16 protein-coding genes are annotated in these 19,687 nt (G+C 58.3%); 7 read left to right on the top strand and 9 right to left on the bottom strand.

From position 1 onward, the window contains the following. Positions 1-76: 76 nt before the first annotated feature. Genes AC3IUF_RS17415 through AC3IUF_RS17405 form a run of 3 tightly spaced genes read right to left on the bottom strand, consistent with a single transcriptional unit; the run spans position 77 to position 3,620 of the window. Complete coding sequence (locus AC3IUF_RS17415; RefSeq protein ID WP_463543261.1) at positions 77-1,315, bottom strand: nucleoside permease; 1,239 nt, start codon at positions 1,313-1,315, stop codon at positions 77-79. Positions 1,316-1,357: 42 nt separating this feature from the next. Then, positions 1,358-2,440, bottom strand: coding sequence for a sugar phosphate isomerase/epimerase family protein (locus AC3IUF_RS17410; RefSeq protein WP_489278782.1), 1,083 nt, complete (start codon positions 2,438-2,440; stop codon positions 1,358-1,360). Next, positions 2,430-3,620 carry a Gfo/Idh/MocA family protein gene (locus AC3IUF_RS17405; RefSeq protein WP_489278781.1) on the bottom strand — a complete coding sequence of 397 codons (1,191 nt, stop codon included), beginning with the start codon at positions 3,618-3,620 and terminating at the stop codon, positions 2,430-2,432. The genes AC3IUF_RS17410 and AC3IUF_RS17405 overlap by 11 nt, the downstream gene beginning before the upstream one ends. A 177-nt stretch (positions 3,621-3,797) precedes the next feature. Here AC3IUF_RS17405 and AC3IUF_RS17400 point away from each other — a divergent pair, with 177 nt between their 5' ends. Together AC3IUF_RS17400 and ycaC are read left to right on the top strand one after the other, a co-directional pair. Beyond that, the gene (locus AC3IUF_RS17400; protein WP_489278779.1) at positions 3,798-4,808 is read left to right on the top strand and encodes a LacI family DNA-binding transcriptional regulator; all 1,011 of its coding nucleotides are present in this window, start codon (positions 3,798-3,800) and stop codon (positions 4,806-4,808) included. A gap of 189 nt (positions 4,809-4,997) precedes the next feature. Next, positions 4,998-5,630, top strand: coding sequence for an isochorismate family cysteine hydrolase YcaC (gene ycaC / locus AC3IUF_RS17395; protein WP_489278777.1), 633 nt, complete (start codon positions 4,998-5,000; stop codon positions 5,628-5,630). Between the two features lie 57 nt (positions 5,631-5,687). On the opposite strand, the gene AC3IUF_RS17390 is transcribed toward ycaC, so the two are convergent. The 4 genes from AC3IUF_RS17390 to AC3IUF_RS17375 form a co-directional block, all read right to left on the bottom strand. Beyond that, the gene (locus tag AC3IUF_RS17390) at positions 5,688-6,617 is read right to left on the bottom strand and encodes a LysR family transcriptional regulator (protein ID WP_463543258.1); all 930 of its coding nucleotides are present in this window, start codon (positions 6,615-6,617) and stop codon (positions 5,688-5,690) included. A 93-nt stretch (positions 6,618-6,710) separates the two neighbouring features. After that, entirely contained in the window at positions 6,711-7,421 is a 711-nt protein-coding gene (locus tag AC3IUF_RS17385; RefSeq protein ID WP_414915952.1) for an SDR family NAD(P)-dependent oxidoreductase, read from the bottom strand. A 49-nt stretch (positions 7,422-7,470) separates the two neighbouring features. Beyond that, on the bottom strand, positions 7,471-8,127 hold the full coding sequence (locus AC3IUF_RS17380; protein WP_489278775.1) for a DsbA family oxidoreductase: 657 nt from the start codon (positions 8,125-8,127) through the stop codon (positions 7,471-7,473). Continuing rightward, positions 8,124-8,339: a tautomerase family protein gene (locus AC3IUF_RS17375; protein ID WP_016987787.1), complete on the bottom strand. Its 216-nt coding sequence runs from the start codon at positions 8,337-8,339 to the stop codon at positions 8,124-8,126. Before AC3IUF_RS17375 ends, AC3IUF_RS17380 begins: the two co-directional genes overlap by 4 nt. A 433-nt stretch (positions 8,340-8,772) precedes the next feature. Between AC3IUF_RS17375 and AC3IUF_RS17370 the strand changes: the two genes are divergently transcribed. From AC3IUF_RS17370 to AC3IUF_RS17350, 5 genes are all read left to right on the top strand, one after another. Further along, a complete protein-coding gene (locus AC3IUF_RS17370) occupies positions 8,773-9,288 on the top strand; it encodes an Hcp family type VI secretion system effector (RefSeq protein WP_008084998.1) in 516 nt (171 codons plus the stop codon). A 126-nt stretch (positions 9,289-9,414) separates the two neighbouring features. Beyond that, positions 9,415-12,321 (top strand): type VI secretion system Vgr family protein, encoded by a 2,907-nt coding sequence (locus AC3IUF_RS17365; protein ID WP_489278773.1) that lies wholly within the window; start codon positions 9,415-9,417, stop codon positions 12,319-12,321. Further along, positions 12,318-17,006 carry an RHS repeat-associated core domain-containing protein gene (locus tag AC3IUF_RS17360; protein ID WP_489278772.1) on the top strand — a complete coding sequence of 1,563 codons (4,689 nt, stop codon included), beginning with the start codon at positions 12,318-12,320 and terminating at the stop codon, positions 17,004-17,006. The genes AC3IUF_RS17365 and AC3IUF_RS17360 overlap by 4 nt, the downstream gene beginning before the upstream one ends. Before the next feature lie 3 nt (positions 17,007-17,009). Further along, complete coding sequence (locus tag AC3IUF_RS17355) at positions 17,010-17,351, top strand: immunity protein Imm33 domain-containing protein (RefSeq protein ID WP_489278771.1); 342 nt, start codon at positions 17,010-17,012, stop codon at positions 17,349-17,351. 82 nt (positions 17,352-17,433) lie between these two features. Further along, on the top strand, positions 17,434-17,697 hold the full coding sequence (locus tag AC3IUF_RS17350; protein ID WP_123376776.1) for a PAAR domain-containing protein: 264 nt from the start codon (positions 17,434-17,436) through the stop codon (positions 17,695-17,697). Between the two features lie 48 nt (positions 17,698-17,745). Here the strand turns inward: AC3IUF_RS17350 and AC3IUF_RS17345 are convergent, their stop codons facing one another. Next, the gene (locus tag AC3IUF_RS17345; RefSeq protein ID WP_489278769.1) at positions 17,746-18,441 is read right to left on the bottom strand and encodes a tRNA (adenine(22)-N(1))-methyltransferase; all 696 of its coding nucleotides are present in this window, start codon (positions 18,439-18,441) and stop codon (positions 17,746-17,748) included. Between the two features lie 123 nt (positions 18,442-18,564). Next, complete coding sequence (locus AC3IUF_RS17340; protein WP_007916032.1) at positions 18,565-19,614, bottom strand: NAD(P)-dependent alcohol dehydrogenase; 1,050 nt, start codon at positions 19,612-19,614, stop codon at positions 18,565-18,567. Positions 19,615-19,687: the final 73 nt, after the last annotated feature.

Genomic DNA, 19,687 nt, shown 5'->3' with positions numbered 1-19,687 from the left:
GCGATTCAAACGAAAGCCTGCCCTGAAAAGCAGGCTTTTTGTGTTTTCTGCCGCTGCACCTATCAGAACGGCGTTTTTAGACGGTCGACGGCATCCCCTCCTTTTCGCCGACACGGCCTTTGAACGCCAGTGCGAAACACAGCAGAACCACCACCGAAAATCCTGCCGGGAACAGCCATATACTTCTCCAGTCGTGGCCGTTTTGCGCGGTGAAGTGGTCAGTGATCTGACCCGCCACCCAGAATCCGATCAGCATGCCCACACCGTAAGTGGCCAAGGTGATCAGGCCCTGAGCCGAGCTGCGGAAGCGCTCGGGCGCTTTGGCATCAGTGTAGATCTGCCCACAGACGAAGAAAAAGTCATAACACACGCCGTGCAGTGCAATACCGATCAGCAGCATGAACGCTTGGTCACCATTGTTGCCGTAGGCGAACAACACATAGCGCAAGGCCCAGGCCAGCATCCCGACCAGTAAGGCAATCTTGATGCCGAAACGCTGGATGAACAGGGGTAGCAGAAGCATGAACAGCACTTCGGAGACCTGACCCAGAGCCATCTTCGCGGTGGGATTGGTGACACCGATTTCGGCCAGAAACGGATTGGCATTCTGGTAATAGAACGCCAGAGGAATGCAGATCAGGATGGATGCAAGAAAGAACACCAGATAGCTGCGATCCTTGAGCAAGCCCAATGCGTCCACACCCAGCATCTGCTTGATGCCTGGCGAATCGCCCGTCGACTTCAGCGGCGCCGTGTTCGGCAGGCTGAAACTGTAGAGGCCCAACACCAGCGAAGCCACGGCAGACATCAGGAACGTGTTGCGCAAACCGCCTGCAGCAATCGTCTGTTGAGCGTCCCAGGCAAAGCCGAAACTGATCACGATGCCAGCGACGATCCAGCCAATGGTGCCCCATACGCGGATGCGGGAAAACTCCCGGGCCGGGTCTTTGATCTGTCGGAAGGCTACCGCGTTTACCAGGGCCAGCGTTGGCATGTAGACCAGCATGTAGGCCAGTACGTAGGGATAAAACGCACTGAAATCAGGCGCGCGATAAAGCTGAAAGAGCAGCACCGCGCCCAGCAGGTGCAACACCGCCAGAATGCGTTCGGCATTGAAAAATCGATCTGCAACAAGTCCAACGACAAACGGCGCAATGATCGCGCCCCACGACTGCGTGGAAAAAGCCATACCCACCTGGCCGCCGCTTGCTGCCAGTGTCGTGGTGAGAAAGGTGCCGAGGGTGACAAACCAGCCACCCCAGATAAAAAACTGCAGAAACATCATGACGCTGAGTCGCGCATTCATTACGTTCATTTCAATCACCGTATTATTTTTATGTCGGTAACAGCGTGGTAATCAGCGTTCGCCAAGGCCCAGCAGACGCCGGTTGGATTGCTCGTCAGCGCTCACACTGGCGAAATCGTCGAATGCCTTGCGGGTTCGGGTGATCATGTGTCGCTCGATGAAGGCCGCCCCTTCGGCAGCGCCTTGTGCCGCGTCTTTCAGGCAGCATTCCCACTCCAGCACGGCCCAACCGTTGAAGTCGTATTGGGTCAGTTTGCTGAAGATCGCTTTGAAGTCGATCTGGCCATCGCCCAGTGAACGAAACCGACCCGGACGATCAACCCAACCCTGATAGCCGCCGTATACACCGGACCGAGCGCTGGCGTGGAACTCCGCGTCCTTGACGTGGAACATGCGGATGCGCGCGTGGTAGCGATCGATGAAGCCCAGGTAGTCCATTTGCTGCAGCAACAGATGGCTCGGGTCATACAGAATCGCCGCGCGTGGATGATGATTCACCGCTTCGAGGAATTGCTCGAAAGAGGCGCCATCGTGCAGGTCCTCGCCGGGGTGGATCTCGTAACAGAGGTCGACACCGGCCTCATCGAAGCACTCGAGGATCGGCAACCAGCGTTTCGCCAACTCGGCAAAGCCCTGTTCCACCAGACCGGCAGGACGTTGCGGCCACGGGTAGACGTACGGCCAGAGCAGGGCGCCGGAAAAGGTTGCGTGGGCGGTCAACCCCAAGCGCTGACTGGCGCGCGCCGCCAGTTTCAACTGGTTGATCGCCCACTCGGTGCGTGCTTGCGGCTGGCCACGTAGCGCAGCCGGGGCAAAGTCGTCAAAGAGAGCGTCGAACGCCGGATGGACCGCGACCAGTTGGCCTTGCAGGTGTGTCGACAGCTCGCTGATCACCACGCCAGCCTTGGCGCATATGGCGATGAGTTCGTCGCAGTAATCCTGACTCTCGGCGGCGCGTTCCAGGTCGATGAAGCGCGTGCCGAGGGTCGGCAATTGAATGGCTTTGTAGCCTTGAGACGCGGCCCATTGCGCGATGTTGGCCAAGGTATCGAAAGGCGCTTCGTCGGCGATGAATTGGGCGAGAAAGATGCCGGGGCCGCGCATCCCGATCGGGGGCTGTTGATCAACGCTCATTGGCGGGTGCTCCATTGGCAAGGTCGGGTATTTGAGTCCATTTGGCTTCTCCACGATGGTTGGCGATGGCAGTCTCGATAAAGGCCATACCGCGCAGCCCGGTGGCAATGCCTGGAACGCCGGGTGCGTCAGGGCCGCTCGCACCTTGGAAAATGGCTTGCGCGAGGTCGCCATAGAGATTGGCCATCGCCTCGAGGTAGCCTTCCGGGTGTCCGGCGGGCAAGCGCATGCGCCGCGTGGCGTTTGCGCACAGCCAAGGTTGACCAAGGCCCGAGCGCAGCACGCGCATCGGTTCATTCAAGGGTCGATGGATCAGACTGGCCGGCTCTTCCTGACGCCATTCCAGCCCGCCCTTGTCGCCATACAGGCGAATCTTCAGCGGATTCTCTTCGCCCGCGCACACTTGGCTGGCGATCAATACACCGCTGGCGCCGTCGGCCATTTTGAACAGCATCGAGGCGTCGTCATCCAGTTGGCGACTGCTCAAATGTGAGCCGAGCATCGCGCTGATGAACTGGATGGATTGACCGGCGACAAACTCCGCGAGGGAAAACGCGTGCGTGCCGATGTCACCGATGCAGCCACCAATACCGGACTGTTCAGGATTGTCGCGCCAGCCCGCCTGTTTGTTGCCTTGGCCAGCCACATCGCTGCTGAGCCAGCCTTGCGGGTATTCGACGAGGACTTTGCGCAGGCGCCCGATTTCACCGTTGGCGACCATCTCGCGTGCCTGCCAGACCATCGCATACCCCAGGTAGGTATGTGCCAAGGCGTAGATCCGCTGGCTGTTGTTGACCACGCGGGCCAAGTCCTGGACTTGCGCCAGATTGAGCGCTGCAGGCTTTTCACTGAACACATGGAAACCCGCACTCAGTGCTGCACTGGCGATAGGGGCGTGCAGGTGATTGGGCGTGACGATCACCAGCAGTTCCATGCGCTGATCGGCCGGCAGTGCGTGTTCGGCGGCCAGCATGTCTTGCCAGGCGTCATAGCAGCGTTGCGCAGGCAGCCCGAGCGCCGCACCACTGCGTTGATTGTTGTGTGCGTCGCGGCTGAACGCACCGCAGACCAGTTCGAAGCGTCCATCGAGGCCGGCGGCTTGCCGGTGTGCCTGGGCGATGAAGGCGCCTTCACCGCCGCCGACGAAGCCCATTCTTATTTTGCGACCTGCAGCAATCATGGCAATTGTCTCAGTGGATACATGCGGAACTTTGATGATGTAACCGGTTACATCGTCGGCGAAATCTAGGCCTGAAATCAGCGAGTGTCAAACCGTGTCTGACGAATGCCAACGTTTCGGCCCGTGACGCTGTGCGGTAAGCTCGACGGCCGATTTGATTGAAAGAGCGAGGCAGTCTTGTCCAATATCCGCGAAGTGGCACGGCTGGCGGGTGTCTCGGTGGCAACGGTGTCGAGAACATTGAAGTCCCCCGAGCGGGTGCTGCCCGATACCCGCGAACGGGTCATGGCCGCCGTCCAGCAAACCGGCTATCGACCGAATTTGATGGCGGTACAGTTTCGCTCGCGCAGAACGGGAAACCTGGTGATTCTGGTCCCGACCATTGCCAACACCTTTTTCGCCAGAGTGATCAGCGGCGCACAAAAAGCCGCGCAGGCCGCCGGATACCGGTTGCTGTTGTGCGACACCCAGGGCCAGGAATCGCTTGAGCGACAGTTCGCCCATCTGGTGTACGCCCATCAAGCCGATGGCGTCATTCAGTTGCGTGCCTTTGATCCATTCGATGAATCCGCCGCCGAGCCAGTGCTGACCCCGATCGTCAATGCCTGCGAAGTCATCCGGCACGGACGGCATCCAACGATCAGTCTGGATAACGTTGCGGCGGCCAAAGCCATGACCGAGTACCTGATCGCGATGGGGCATCAGCGCATCGGACTGATCAAAGGACCCAAAGGCAGCCCGCTCACGCGTGATCGTCTGGCGGGGTATGAAGCGGCCCTGCGCGATGCCGGTCTCGCGCTCGATCACACGCTTATCTGTCACGGCGATTTCACGCTCGACGCGGGCTATTCGGGTGCCGGCAAACTACTCGCGCTCGACAGCCGACCGAGCGCGCTGTTTTGTGAAAATGACGAAATGGCCATCGGCGCGCTCAAGCGAATCAAAGAGCAGGGGCTGCGTGTGCCGGAGGATATTTCTCTCGCCGGATTCGACGATATTCCAATGGCCGCGTACTGCGATCCACCGCTGACGACCATTGCCCAGCCCGCCGAAATGTTCGGCGAGAAAGCCGTGGAAATGCTGATTGCGCTGATCGAGAAACAGCCGTTGCCGCAACGGCATGTGGTATTGCCGTTCGCGTTGACGCGGCGTGACAGCACGGCGCGGGGACCTGCAGCTGATAAATGACCTCGTGACTGCTCCGCGCAGGTTTGTCAGTGGTGTCAGTTTTTCAGACTCACCGGCAGCCGGAAAATTGTCCCTTTTGAGTTGACGGTGAAACGCTTTTCAGCCGATTTATCCCGTCCCTGTGCGTCAGTAATCTGTACCCAACTTGAACGCAACAACAAATTCAAAAACTCAAAAGGGAAGCAGACCATGACCACTCCAACCTACAACCGCCTCAACAAAGACGACGCCATCGTGCTGCTGGTTGATCACCAGACCGGCCTGATTTCTCTGGTGCAGGACTTCTCGCCGAACGAGTTCAAAAACAACGTGCTGGCCCTGGCCGATCTGGCCAAGTTCTTCGAACTGCCAACCATCCTCACCACCAGTTTCGAACAAGGCCCGAACGGCCCGTTGGTGCCTGAGTTGAAAGAGATGTTCCCGGATGCGCCGTACATCGCTCGTCCTGGTCAGATCAACGCGTGGGACAACGAAGATTTTGTGAAGGCGATCAAAGCTACCGGTCGCAAGCAAATCATCATTGCTGGTGTGGTCACGGATGTCTGCGTAACGTTCCCGACCTTGTCGGCGCTGGCGGAAGGGTTTGAGGTGTTTGTGGTGACCGATGCGTCCGGCACCTTCAACACCACCGTGCAACAAGCCGCGTGGAGTCGCATGACTCAGGCTGGTGCGCAGATGATGAACTGGTTCTCGGTGGCGTGTGAGTTGCACCGCGACTGGCGCAACGACATTGAAGGCTTGGGTAATCTGCTGTCGCAGCGGATCCCGAACTACCGCAACCTGATGAACAGCTACTCGGCGCTGACCGCACAGCAGAAGTAAGCCTGCGCGACCACACAAAAGCCTGCCATGAAAAGCAGGCTTTTGTGTTGCGCCGATTCAATCAGCGTCAACCGCCCACTCATCACGAAACTGCAACAGAAAGTCGACAAACGCCCTGACCCGTTGCGGCACATACCGCCCGTGCGGGTAGAGCAAGGTGTAAGGTCGCGAGCGCCCGGCGTACGGCTTAAGTACCTCGACCAAGCTGCCGTCCGCCAGCTCCTTTTCGACAATGAACTTGTACGTCTGGAAGACCCCGGCACCATGTCTGGCCAGGGTGACACCGCCGAGCACGTCATCGGAGCAGGAGTAACCGCCGTCGGAAATCACTTCGCGATCGTGGCCATTTTCCTGGAACAGCCAGGAGATCCGCCGTCCGCTGCTCGGCAGTTCGAACTGAATGCATTCGTGTTGCACCAGGTCTTCCAGGGTCTTCGGTGTGCCAGCCTTTTTCAGGTAGTCAGGGGAGGCGACCACCACCAGTTTTGCGTCCTCCAGCAGTCGCGCGACCATGGTCGAATCCGGTTGCGCGCGGACGCGGATCGCCAGATCGTAGCCTTCGCCGACGAAGTCGATATTGCGGTTGCCCAAGTGGATGTCGACAGTCACGTCGGGATAGAGCGCACGGAATTTGGGAAGCAGCGGCAGGATGCGGTGATGCCCGTAAGTGGTGGGAAGACTGATGCGCAACTGACCGGACGGTGAGGTCTGTGCGCCCATGACTTCTTGTTGCGCTTCGACCAGTTGCGTCAGCGCCTGGCTGCACTGGACGAAAAAGTTTCTGCCCGCTTCGGTCAAGCGAATGCTGCGTGTGGTTCGGGCAAACAGGCGCGAACCCAAGCGCTGTTCCAGACGCAAAATCGACCGGCTCACCGCTGCGGGTGTCACCCCCGCGAGTTGCGCGGCGGCGGTGAAACTGCCGGCTTCAGCGGCGAGGCAGAAGAGTTCGATACTGCCCAATTGCAAGTCATCAAAGTGGCGCTTCATGTGAGTACACCGAGGATCAACTGACGGTTCATTCTCAGGCTTATCTCATGAAGCGGCACCGCCGGTACACACCGGCGGTGCTGCGGGGAGGTATCAATGGCCAGCGCTCTGACCACCGTCGACATGGAGGATTTCGCCGGTGACGAAGTTCGCACTGTCCAGATAAAGGATCGCTTGCACGATGTCATCGATCTCACCCATATGGCCGACCGGGTGCAGGCTGCCGAGGGCGGCGTGAGTCTCTTCACCGTGCATCGGTGTTTTGATGATGCCCGGCGATACCGCGTTGACCCGAATACCACGCTTCGCGTACTCGATGGCCAGCGACTTGGTCGCGGCATTGATGCCACCCTTGGTCAACGAAGCGAGCACCGACGGCACGCCGTCAATCGCGTGGTCGACCAGACTGGTGGTGACACTGACGATGTGGCCGCTGGCGTTTTTCTCCATTTCGGCAATGGCCAGTTGCGAGATGTGGAAGAAGCCGCTCATGTTGGTCGCCACCACTTGTGCGTAGTCTTCCTTGCTGTATTCGGTGAAAGGCTTGGCGACGAATATCCCGGCGTTATTGACCAGCGTGTCGATGCGCCCGAAACGTGCGACAGCTTCGCGAATCACGCGCTCGGCAGTCTGCGGGTCGGCGATGTCACCGGCGACGGCGAGAACATCCGCGTCAGTGGACGGTTTGATCGAACGGGAGGTCGCGACCACCTGATAGCCGCGCTCACGGAAACCCTTGACCAGGCCTGCGCCAATGCCTTGCGAGGCGCCTGTGATCACTACAACTTTCTTGGACGTGTTCATGATATTTCCTCATGCAATCTGGATGATTTGAATAAACGGATTTCGGAGGTCAGGCGTGAGCCGCAACCTGTGCTGCCTGACGTAACGCTTGCTCGTAATAAGCGACGGACTGGGAACCGGGGATGACCTGCTTGTCATCAAGGACCATGGCCGGAACCGAATCGATGCCGCGTTGCTGGTAAAACTGTTCAAGTTCGCGCACGACCTGGCTGAACTCAGCGTTGGCCAGAACCTCTTGCGCACGCTGGCTGTCGAGTCCGACTGCGCCTGCCAGATTCACCAGCGTGGTGTGGTCATTCGGGTTCATGCCATCAGTGAAGTAGGCCTTGAGCAAGGCTTGTTTCAACTTGCGCTGATGTCCCTGCGTGGCAGCCCAGTACAGCAGTCGGTGGGCATCGAAGGTGTTGTAAAAATGGCTGCGTTTTTCCAGGTCGAAGTGAAAACCGATCTGCTCGCCGCGTTCGATGATCATCGCGTTGCGATCCGCCACTTGCTCAGCGCTGCGCCCGTATTTGCGCATCATGTGCTCGATGGCGTGTTCACCTTCGGCGGGCATGTCGGGGTTCAGTTCGAACGGTTTGTAGGTCAGTTCCACATCGATTTCGCCCGCCAGATTCTCGATCGCTTGCTCCAGAGCGGTGGCGCCCAATGCGCACCAGGGGCAAACGACATCCGAGACGAAATCGATTTTCACGGCCCGGCTCATGACTGCGAGTCCGCCAACTGTTGGCGATATTCGGTGGTGGTGATACCGGCATAACCCCAGTTATCGGTGTCGACTTCCTCGATCACGATGTGGGTGAGCTTCGGGTCCTTGTGCAGCACCCGCTGCATCGTTTCGGTGATCTCCTTGATGACCTGGGCTTTCTGTTCCCGGGTCACGCCGTCACGGGTGATGCGTACGCTGATGAAAGGCATGGGGATCGCTCCACTGGCCAGCCCGTCAGGATGATGGGCCGCTGTTGGAGTGAACTTTAAGAAGCCACGCAAGATTGATAAATAGGCTTCGAGGTACATCATTTGTGATGTGGTGTATCAAATGGCCGCTTGCGGAGAAGTGCGCAAGAAGTTGCGCAGTACCTGGCCTGTTTTCATCCGGAAAAGTCTGTACAGACCTTATGTACCGTGGCTTTCAGCCAAGTGCGCAACTTCTTGCACAGTACTGCGCAAAAAGTTGCGCACTTTTATTTGTTTAATCTCGTTTATTCAAAGGTCGGCGTGCGGGCTGTTTGCTTAAGGCGTTGAAGAATAATGGCTTTGTGATGGCTGGCATGAAGTTTGATAGCTCAGGCCTACCCGGACAGGCAATGGTGCCTGTCGGTTGTGTGTTTCGAGCAAGGAGAGCATCCCCATGGCAACACCAGCGTACATGTCCGTCACTGGCGAAAAACAAGGTCTGATCACCGCCGGTGCATTCACCGCCGACTCCGTTGGCAACACCTTTCAGGAAGGCCACGAAGACCAGGTCATGGTTCAGGCTTTCACCCACGACGTGATCATCCCGCGTGACCCGCAATCCGGTCAGCCAACCGGTCAGCGCGTGCACAAGCCAGTGGTCATCACCAAGGTCTACGACAAGGCTTCGCCTCTGCTGCAAGCGGCGCTGACCTCCGGCGAGCGCATGAGCGAAATCGTTATCCAGTGGTACCGCACTTCGGCGCAAGGCACCCAAGAGCACTACTACACCACCAAACTGGAAGACGCGATCATCGTCGCCATCAACAACAAAATGCACAACTGCCAGGATCCAGGCAACGCGCATTTCACCCACCTGGAAGAAGTGCAGTTCACCTACCGCAAAATCACCTGGACCCACGAAGTTTCCGGTACTTCGGGTTCCGATGACTGGCGTGCTCCAGTCGTTTAATTACGGCTGATGGTTGTACCGCCTCGATCGGCATGACTGGTCGGGGCGGATTCACTTCTAAAGAATTTTTTGCCAATAGCCCCTTGAGGGCTGTTGCGCGTCGCAGCACTGCGCGAGGAACAAGGGATGTTCTCACCGGCCAACCAGCCTCATTTCAATCTGACCGTCGATGGCATCGACAGCGACTTTCAAGTGCTGTCGTTCACCGGTCGCGAGGCCCTTAACACGCCATTCGAATTCGAGCTGGAACTGGTCAGCGAAAAGGCCTCGATCAACCTCGAAAGCGTGCTGCACAAACTGGCGTTTCTTCAGCTGTCGCCAACCGGCACGGGGATCCACGGGCTGGTCTACAGCATTGCCCAGGGCGAGGCGGGCAAGCGCCTGACTCGTTACAAGATCTCCCTGCGCCCGCAACTGGCGTACCTCGCGCACCGGGTCAATCAGCGCATTTTCCAGCAGATGACCGTGCAGCAGATCATCAGCCAGGTCCTGGAAGAACACGGCATCCTCGCCAGCGATTACCACTTCCAGCTCAGCGCGATTTATCCCGAGCGCATTTACTGCGTGCAGTACGACGAATCGGACCTGGATTTCGTCCAGCGCCTGTGCGAAGAGGAGGGGATTCACTACCACTTCCAGCACACGTCGAGCGGCCACAAGCTGACCTTCGGCGATGACCAGACGGTGTTCCCGAAACTGGCGCCAGTGGCCTATCAGCAGGATTCCGGGCTGGTCGCCGACAAACCGGTGGTCAAGCGTTTCGGCTTGCGTCTGGCCACCCGCACCAGTCGCACCACGCGCCGCGATTACGACTTCGTCAAACCGAAGATCGAGCTTGAAAGCGACGCCAAAAGCAGCGCCCAGCCGGACCTTGAGGACTACGATTACCCGGGCCGTTTCGTTGATCGCGAGCGTGGTAAACACCTGGCCAATCGCGCCTTGGAACGCCATCGCAGCGACTACCGTCTGGCCGAGGGCAACAGCGATCAGCCGATCCTCGTCAGCGGGCATTTCCTCGCCCTGACCGAGCACGCCAACCCGACGTGGAACGATCTTTGGCTGCTCACCGAAATCTTCCACGAAGGCAAACAACCGCAGGTGCTGGAAGAGTCGGTGACCAGCGACACCACCGACAACAAGGACGACTTCCACCAGGGCTACCGCAACCGCTTCAGCGCCATCCCGTGGGATGTGCCGTACCGTCCGCCGCTCGATCACCCGAAACCAAAAGTCCTCGGCACACAAAGCGCCGTGGTCTGCGGCCCTGAAGGCGAAGAGATCTACTGCGACCAATACGGCCGGGTGAAGGTGCAGTTCTTCTGGGACCGCGAAGGCAAGCACGACGACATGACCAGTTGCTGGATGCGCGTCGCGTCGAGCTGGGCAGCGGAAACCTTTGGATCGATCAACATTCCGCGGGTCGGCATGGAGGTGTTGATCACCTTCCTGGAAGGCGATCCCGATCAGCCGCTGATCACTGGTTGCCTGTACCACGGCGCCAATCTGCCGCCGTACAAGCTGCCGGACTTCAAGACCCTGGCCACGGTCAAGAGCAAGGAATACAAGGGCAGCCGCGCCAACGAACTGCGCATCGACGACACCACCAGCGAGATCAGCATCGCGCTGCGCAGTGATCACGGCGCGAGTGCGATCAACCTCGGTTACCTGACGCATCCACGCCCAAGCGGTGGTCAGCCGCGTGGCGAAGGGTTTGAGTTGAGAACCGACCGCCACGGTGCGGTGCGTGCGGCGGCCGGTCTGCTCATCACCACCGAGCCACGGCCGAACGAATCAAAGCACCACAAGGATCTGCCGGAAACCGCTGAACGCCTCGCGACTGCGAGCGATCAGCAAGATGGATTCGCCGTGCAAGCCAAAGAGTTGCAAGCCCAGGAAGCCGGCGATCAGGACGACGTCGCCAAGGCACTGCACGCCCAGCATCAAGGCGTACTCGGCTCGGGCCCCGCCAACCTCACCGCCAACGAATTCCCCGAGTTCACCGAGCCGCATCTGGTCCTCGCCAGCCCGGCCGGCATCGCCCTGACCACGCCGCACTCCAGCCACATCGCCACCGGCGAACACCTGGCGCTGAGCAGCACTGGCCACACCAGCCTGTCGATCGGCAAACGCCTGCTCGCCAGTGCCAGTCGCGGCATGCGCCTGTTCGTGCAGAGCATGGGCTGGCGGCTGGTCGCCGCCTCTGGCGACATCGACGTGCGCGCACTGAAGGACAGCATCAACCTGCTGGCCAAGCTCAACATCACCGCCAACGCCGACCGCATCACCATCACCGCGAAAACCGAACTGGTGATTCAGGGCGGTGGCAGCGCCACCACCTACAACGCCGGCGGCATCACCCACGCCACCAGCGGCCCGTACACCGCGCACGCGGCGAACTTCGCCTACACCGGGGCGAAAAGTCTCGCCGGGGTGTTCCCGGAACCGCCGAAACCGGGCAAGGGCAATCTGGAATTGTTCAACCAATACGCCGGGCGTCAGGGCATCAAGGAAGGCGATTACGAAGTCATCGATGCCCTGGGCAAAAGCATCAAGGGCAAGCTCGACGGCAAGGGTTTCGCCAGCGTCGCCGGCGCTGCACCGGGGCCGGCACGTGTGCTGTTCGGCAAGGATCCGGCGGACACCTGGAGCGATGGCAGTTACATCGGAAAACCGGAGTGGCCGTTGAATCCACCGGGTGCCGAAGACGTGCCGAGCCAAGTGCAAGCCATGGTCGCGCAGGTGTTGCCGAGCAAGAGCTGGGAGATGTTGGAGAAGGGTAAGGACATGGCGCAAACAGGGATGAGTGCGATGCAGACCGCGCAAGGTGCGATGCAAACGGCGCAGCAGGTGAAAGGCTTGGCGCAGGGCGGGGTGGCCGGGTTGCCGAAGCTGGCGAGTGCGGCCATGCCGAGTGCCTCCGGGATTTTGGGAGCGGCGGGCAAGGCGGGTAAGTTGCCGAGTCTGCCAGCGCCGACGATTTCGAAATCTGTTGTTAAAACTCCAAGCCTTCTGACTGGAGAAGTACTGTCATGACTGAAGCAGCCGGTGCGCAAAAACGTGAACCACAGGTCGCCGTTGTACCGTTGAACACTCTGGATGTGCAGGATGTCGGGCGCGGTGCGGCTCGATTTGATGCTTGGCTGCGATCTATCAGTGGCGATGTGGTTACGCTGGATCGTATCAAGGGTGTAGCTGGAGCCCTGCCTGTTGTCGGCAACATCATGGCGCTGGTTGATGCGCTTGGCGATATCGTGACCCTCACCAAAAGCAAGCAGCGCGAACTGCTCGACTGGGTGAGCCTGGGCATCAACCTGATTGGTGTCTTGCCCGCGCCTCCCACGATGGCTGCAGCGCGCATGAGCTTGCGTCCGACCCTGTTTCTTGTTCGTCAGGAACTGCGCAACAGCGTCAAAATGCTGTTGGGCGATTCAATGATTGAAGTATTGGTCGGTCATTTGAATGCAACCATCGTCGGCACGATTGATGACTTCGTCAAACAAGCCCAAGGAAAGCTTTCCGGGATACTCGCTGACGCTGGAAAACTGGGCGAAAGCGCGGTCAGCGAAATTGCCAAAGGGCTTGAGGCCGTCGTCAACGGCAAGCTTGACGCGAAAGGCGATGCACGCGCGGCCAGTCAGAAAATCACCACGGCGGGCAATCAACTGCTCAGTGATCCTAAAGCGGCCATCGGGAACATTTTTGGTGCCGCTTTCAGTGCTTACAAAGCAGTAGGTAAGGGTGTCGCCAACAGTGCAGCCAAGAATCTGCTTCCGGATCAAGCCAAGAAGATGGTTTTGACGCATACCGGAACCTTGCGAGCCATGGGGCCTGAGATAAAAACCCAACTGAGCAAGTTGGGGGATCCAGGTACACGTCATTCGATCGGCTGGTTATTGCAAATGCTCAGCGGTGCTGTTTTGACGTGGCGCAAGCGCCGTGGGCATGGTCAGAGCGCGAGCGTCAAACCCAATGCGACCAGCAAGGCACAACGCAAGGCCGGGGAAGGTCGATTAGAGGCCTCCAGTCATCAAGCACCGGCCAAAGGTGCAGCCAATCCAAACAAGAACGTCGCTTGTACCGGGACCTGCCACAGTATTAGTTTTTCGCTGGGCTCAGAGCTACTTCGTCATACCGACTTCAGTCTGACCGGTGCCTTTCCAATCGAGTGGTCGAGAACCTATAACTCTCGACTGGATGCCTATGACCAAGGCTTATTGGGTGCACGCTGGGTAACCGAACTGAGCACACGCTTCGATTGCCGAGAAGAGGGTCTGGTCTTTTTTGGCTCCGATGGCAGAAGCCACGACTACCCACTCCCCAAGGTCGGACTGTTTCACTATGACCCTGTAGAGAACGTCACGCTGATCCGCAGCAGAGAAGATCAGTTGCTGTTGTGCCGCGGCTTTGAGCGCAAGGAAACCTACGTTCGTCATGGTCGGCGCTACCTGTTGGCTGGCGTTGTACTTCGTAACGGTGCCGGGATCATGCTTCATTACGAGCATCGTCACGGTGACGAATCGATCCTGTCGGACTTGATGACTTATCAGGACGAAGTCACTCAAGTGCTTTCGCATCTGGGCACGTTAATTGATGATCACGGACGCCTCACCGGTTTGTGGGAGATCAAGGATGGTGTGCCTCAGCGTCAACTGTGCAGTTATCAATACGACACCTTCGGCGATCTGATTCTGGCGCAGGATGAGGATGGAGCCGCCTGGTCGTATCAGTACGAGCATCACTTGATCACTCGCTATACCGATCGAACCGCCCGGGGCATGAACATCGAATGGCAGGGGCGTGGCGCCGACGCAAAGGCTATTCGGGAATGGGCGGACGATGGCAGCTTCGATACGCGTCTTGAGTGGGATGACAATATTCGTTTGACCTATGTGACGGACGCGTATGGCAACGAGACTTGGCATTACTACGACATCCTTGGCTATACCTATCGCATCCGTCATCCGGATGAGCGCTCTGAATGGTTCTTCCGTGACGAGGCCAAAAATCTGGTTCGTCATGTTCATACAGATGGAAGTACCGATCGCTTCAGCTACGACGCCCGCGGGAACATGGTTGAACACATCCGCCCGGATGACAGCGTCGAGTACTACGCGTTTGACGACCATGATCAACTGATCAAAATCAGTGACGCAGAAGGTGGTCAGTGGCAGAGAGGGTATGACGACCGCGGTAACCTTGTTGAGGCGATAGATCCTTTAGGCAACAAGACGGAGTACGCCTATAACAAGGCCGGACTGCCAATTGCCATCAAAGATGCCAACGGCAATGAAAAAGCGATCGAATACAACGAGGCCGGTCAACTGACCAAGTACGTTGACTGTTCTGGCAAGGCCAGCGCATGGGAGTACGACGCGCGTGGCCAGATGATCTGCTTCACTGACGCCGCCGGGCAAAGCACCGAATACGAATACAGAAATGGTCAACTGGTGCTGATCAAACATCCTGACAAAACAGAAGAGCGTTTTGAGCGGGACGCAGAGGGGCGACTGCTGGCGCACGTTGATGCATTGGGGCAATGCACGACTTGGAGTTATACCGCGGCCGGGTTCGTCAGTGAGCGTGTAGATGCCGCCGAGCAGAGCCTGCGTTACAGCTGGGACCGTTTGGGTCGCCTGGTTGCCTTGGAGAACGAGAACGAACAACGCGCCCACTTTCACTACGATCCGCTTGGCCGCTTGTTGGAGGAGAGGGGGTTCGACGGACGCACGACTCGCTATCAATACAATCCTGAAACCGGGCGCCTGGATAGCAAGTTCAATGGCCAGCGTGTCATCAAGTTCAACTTCGACTACATGGGGCGCCTGACTGATCGTCATGCAAATCTGGGCGGTGAGTCTCAAAGTGAAGCGTATGCCTATGACGGAAATGGTCGTCTGGTCATGGCCAGCAACGGCAACAGTCGCCTGAACTGGTTTCATGATCCTGCCGGCAATCTTATTCGTGAACACCAGCACTATCTGGATCTCGACAAGCCTCTTGTCGCTGTCTGGAAACATGAATATGACGTTCTCAATCTACGTATAGCGACGGTTCGCCCAGACGGGCACAAGGTGAGCTGGTTGACCTACGGAAGTGGCCACCTTCTGGGGTTACGACTGGACGATCATGATCTGATTGCATACGAGCGCGACGATCTGCACCGTGAAGTGGCACGCCATCAAGGTAATCGTCTACTACAAACCCAGAAGTGGGACCCGGCTGGGCGGCTTCAGGAGCAACTGCTGGGGCACTCTGACGACAAATCGACTCTACTCAAGCGCGAGTATAAGTACGATGCAGTGGGCCAGTTGACCGAGATTAACGACACTCGACGGGGCCCATTGGCGTACCGCTACGACCCGGTTGGCCGTCTTATCAGTGCCGTCAGCCGACTGGGCACCGAAACATTTGCATTCGATCCGGCCAGCAATCTGTTGGATGACGCGGTTACGCAGGTTCGACGACCGCTTGATCAGGACACGCCGCGCAGTAAGTTGCTCGATAACCTCCTGCGTGAATACGCCGGTACTCACTATGAGTACGACGAGCGTGGCAATCTTATCCAGCGATGGCACAACGGAAGTTACAGCCGTATGCGCTGGGATCTGTTTGATCGAATGGTGAATTTCGACGATGCACGTTTGAGTGTCGATTTCGCTTATGACGCGTTGGGCCGTCGCCTGTACAAAAACTCCAATGCTCACTACAAGGAGCGTCCAGAGGCAGGGTCTCAGTGGAATCACAACGAACATGCTCGTAAACAAAGAGAATTAGGCTGCGGTTTCACGTTATTTGGCTGGGACGGAGATAACCTGGCGTGGGAAAGCAGTCCTGCTCAAGCAGATGACGGAACGGGGAGAACGGTTCATTACGTTTTTGAGCCAGGCACTTACATTCCGGTGGCCCAGGCTGTTTCCTACGGCTCGATACAACTTTCAGGACTGCCCGATTATGTTGGCGACTACACGCTCGACGACGATCCCTTGTGGAATCACCAACCGACTGTACAAAGTTTCGATGCGATTGCCTGGTACCAGTGCGATCGTCTGGGGACACCATTAGAACTCACTGATGAGAACGGTGAGATTGCCTGGAGTGCTCACTACAAGGCATGGGGAGAGGTTCGTGAGCAACGTTCCGCTCGAGCACAGCAGTTGGGGTTGGCCAACCCGATACGTTTCCAGGGGCAGTACCACGATGTAGAGACCGGCCTGCATTACAACCGCCATCGCTACTATGACCCTGGTGTCGGTCGATTCATAAGCAAGGACCCGGTGGGTTATGCAGGTGGTTTGAACACCTACGCTTACGCGCCTAACCCCACAGGCTGGATTGACCCTCTAGGCTTGACGAATACCCCAGACGGTACGGGGAAAACCGTTCCGATGAACAATCTGGGTATTCCCGACAAGAGTCAATTTGATCCAAAACCTGGCATTACAAAGCCTTACGCCCGAAGTTCGGCGTGCGGGCCTACTACGGCGCAAACCGCCTCGGTACAGGGCCTACCTTGTGTGGTGTGTGGAACCGTGGCGCCTAAAATGGTTGCTGATCACAAAGATGCTTTGGTGGTGGAGTATTATCGAACGGGCACTAACGATGCGACGCATCAGTCCTCGTTGTTGGCTGTGCAGTCACACTGCCCCGTCTGCTCAAGAAAACAGGGTGGGCATGCATCATCGTATTCAAAATGTATGAAAACCAAGCTGGGGATCTGATTTATGCAAAAGGCTGACGCTGTTTGTCTGGACGAAGCGCAGGAAAAAATCTGTAGCAAGTATGGAATGCCTGTGCAACCGCCCGAAGAGATGGTCGCGATCGCTATTGACTCGCTTGGCAAGTCGCCGATTTATGGCACAAGAGTTCAATTGCCGGAAGACGGCAATATCAGCTGGTTTATTCACTGTGGTGAGTTCTCGGACGCGGATGACTTCTACAAGCCTGTCCATATTCACCACCTGAGTGAAATGCTGCCCGAGGTTGTGAATTATCTCTGTCTGCCCACTGGCGCAAAATTCATCATCGATACAGCCGGCTATGAAGACGTCTGGATGGCCGAGTAAGCAACATTGAAACCGGATCGTCACCGGTTTCACGCTTGATTGATCGCGTGGATCAATTTCGTCTGTCAAAGGAGTGACAACAATGAAGGACGCTATCCGCTTGGGCGACTCCACCACTCACGGTGGCAAGGTCCTCGAAGCCTTCTCGCAGACTGACCTCAACGGCAAACCCATTGCCGGGGTCGGGCACAACGTCAGTTGCCCGTTGTGCAAAGGGATATTCCCGATTGCCGAGGGCAGCAGCACCTACACCGTCGATGGCACGCCTATCGCGCTCGATGGCATGAAAACCGCCTGTGGCGCTGCGCTGATTGCCAGTGGCCCGAAAGGTGCGGTCGTCAGCTGAGTGCTGTAATGGGAATTGGCGCATGCGCACCTCGCCGGCCACGGCTTCTCAAGCCAGCAACTGCGCGATCCATTCAGCCTGTCGCGTGACATCTCGTACCTTCGCCTCGGGCAAAGCCTGCTGCGCCCGGGCGAACTGACCGAGGGTCTTTTGCTTTTCGTTCAGTATCCGTTGCCACTTGGCCAGAAACTCCGGACTGCGTGCCTGCATCTGTAGCGGGCCGAAGTACAGTTCTTGACCGGTGTAGGTCACGGGGGCTGCGCGTTCGGCCACGATGATTTCGTAGTCGAAGCGGTTTTCCCGCAGAAGCTCTTCGCTGAGGATGCGGTAGCCGTTTTCCATCAGCCACTGGCGCAGCGGTTGTTCGCCACCGTTGGGTTGCAGGATCAGACGTTCCTGGCCGTTGAGGTGGGCCTTGCCGCTGTCGAGGATGTCGCGGATGGTCTCACCGCCCATGCCGCAGATCGTGATGGCGGTGATCCCGTCGGCAGGTTTAATCGCCGCCAGGCCATTGGCCAGGCGCACGCTGATGTGCTGTTGCAGATCATTCTCGCGCACGGTGCGTTCGGCCGCGTGGAACGGCGTCGCCGCAACCTCGCCAGCCACGGCCGCGCTGATCAAACCACGACGCATCAGCGCCACCGGCAGATAGCCGTGATCCGAGCCGATATCCGCCAGCCGAGCACCGGCAGGTACGTGGGCAGCCACGCGCTCAAGGCGCATGGACAATGTCTGTTCGTTCAACGGCAACCCCTTGATGGCCGGCAAAGGGGTGCGACTCTGGCGAGCAACGCCGGGCCTGTCAAATCCCGGCGACGGAATTCAATGGCCCATTGGCTGCGCTGAACGGCCAATGGGCGCTGAGGCTTAGCCGGCCAACGTTGCGTTGTCGATCACGAAACGATACTTCACGTCACCCTTGAGCATGCGCTCGTAGGCGTCGTTGATCTGGTCGGCGCGGATCAGTTCGATGTCGGAGACGATGCCGTGCTCGGCGCAGAAATCCAGCATTTCCTGGGTTTCAGGGATGCCGCCGATCATCGAGCCGGCAATCGTGCGGCGTTTCATGATCAGGTTGAACACGTTCGGCGACGGGTGCGAAGTGGCTGGCGCACCGACCAGCGTCAACGCACCATCACGCTTGAGCAGCACGAGGAATGCATCGAGATCGTGCGGCGCGGCGACGGTGTTGAGGATCAGGTCGAAACTCTTGGCGTGGGCGGCCATTTCTTCGGCATTGCGCGACACCACCACTTCATCGGCGCCCAGCGCTTTCGCCGCTTCGCGTTTGGATTCAGAGGTGGTGAACGCCACCACGTGGGCGCCCAAGGCGTGGGCCAGTTTGATGCCCATGTGGCCGAGGCCACCAATGCCAACCACACCGACTTTTTTGCCGGGACCGGCGTTCCAGTGGCGCAGCGGCGAGTAAGTGGTGATGCCGGCACACAGCAGCGGCGCGACGGCAGCCAGTTGCGCTTCGGGATGGCGAATACGCAGGACGTAGCGTTCATGCACGACGATGTTTTGCGAATAACCGCCCAGCGTCCAGCCCGGTGCGTCCGGGGTCGGGAAGTTGTAGGTGCCGATCATGCCGTCGCAATAGTTTTCCAGCCCGGTTTCGCAGTCATCGCAATGTTTGCAGCTGTCGACGATGCAACCGACGCCGACCAGATCACCGACCTTGTAGTCCGCGACATGCGCGCCGACGGCCGAAACGCGACCGACGATTTCGTGCCCCGGTACGCACGGGAATTGCGTGCCGGCCCATTCCGCGCGCACCTGGTGCAGATCCGAATGGCAGATGCCACAAAAGGCGATATCGATCTGCACATCATGGGCGGCCGGCGCGCGGCGGTTGATCTGCATTGGCTCAAGGGGTTTGTCGCCCGCGTGGGCACCGTAGGCTTGTACAAGCATGGGAACATCCTCGATCGGTTTGTCGTAAGGCATTGTTTCTGTTCCCGCGCTGCGGGCACTAGCGCATTCCTGT

The organism is Pseudomonas sp. KH_040 (assembly GCF_057839305.1).
The sequence above is the reverse complement of the archived record's forward strand: the minus strand, read 5'-3'. Positions and strand labels throughout refer to the sequence as shown.